The sequence below is a fragment of the Micromonospora sp. S4605 genome (assembly GCF_003176715.1).
In the GTDB taxonomy this organism is placed as follows: Bacteria; Actinomycetota; Actinomycetes; order Mycobacteriales; family Micromonosporaceae; genus Micromonospora; species Micromonospora echinaurantiaca.
The window spans coordinates 1-997 of the sequence record NZ_QGSW01000179.1 but is presented as its reverse complement, the minus strand read 5'-3'; the positions used below and the strand labels follow the sequence as shown (position 1 = coordinate 997).

Sequence of the window (997 nt, the reverse complement as noted above, 5' to 3'; positions counted from 1 at the left end):
GTTCCGGAGTGGCTCGGATGAGCGGCCGGGCGACCGCCGGTCGGGCGGGCGACGGTCCCGGCGCCGGGGCGGGCACGCTCGCGCCCCGGGTGGTGGTGGTGAGCCGGCGCAGCGAGCTGGACGAGCTGCTGGCCCGGCACGGCACCCGCGCCGCGGCGGCCTGGTACCTGCGGGAACGTGGTCGGGACCTGGCCGAGGTGGTGGACCGGCACGAGGCGCTCCAGAGCGCGCTGACCACTGTCGGGGCGGCCGTGCCGGCGGACTGGCGGCGCGGCGCGGTGGACCGCGCCGACCTGCCCCGGTTCCTCTTCGGACCGGAGGACGTGGTGGTGGCGGTCGGTCCGGACGGCCTGGTGGCCAACGTCGCCAAGTACCTGTCGGGGCAGCCGGTGATCGGAGTGGACCCCGAACCGGGGCGCAACGCCGGGGTGCTGGTCCGGCACCGGGCCGGGTCGCTCGCCGCCCTGCTGCCGGCGGTGGTGGCGGGCGCGGCCCGGACCGTCGCCCGGACCATGGTCCGGGCCAGCCTCGACGACGGCCAGGAGCTGGTCGGCCTCAACGAGGTCTACGTCGGACACGCCTCCCACCAGTCCGCCCGCTACCTGCTCTCGGTCTGCGAGAGCGGGCGGACCCGGCGGGAGCGGCACTCCTCCTCCGGGGTGGTGGTCGGCAGCGGTACGGGGGCGACCGGCTGGTGCGCGTCCATCGCGCGTGACCGTCCGGGTGCGCCGCCGCCGCCCGCCCCGGAGGAGGCCGCGCTCGGCTGGTTCGTCCGGGAGGCGTGGCCGTCCCCGGTCACCGGGGTCGACCTCACCGCCGGCCGGCTGGCCGCGGGCGACCGGCTGGACCTGGTCGCCGAGTCCGACGGGCTGGTGGCCTTCGCCGACGGCTTGGAGACCGACCGCCTCACCCTCGACTGGGGCCAGCGCCTTACGGTCTCGATCGCCCCCACCCACCTAACCCTGGTCTCCCCCTGAGCTGGCTCTTATACACATCT

General features: G+C 76.6%; 1 protein-coding gene. It reads left to right on the top strand.

The window, feature by feature from the left end; translation table 11 throughout:
- Positions 1-8 precede the first annotated feature (8 nt).
- Positions 9-977 carry a hypothetical protein gene (locus tag DLJ47_RS14270; RefSeq protein WP_233257829.1) on the top strand — a complete coding sequence of 323 codons (969 nt, stop codon included), beginning with the start codon at positions 9-11 and terminating at the stop codon, positions 975-977.
- Positions 978-997 lie beyond the last annotated feature (20 nt).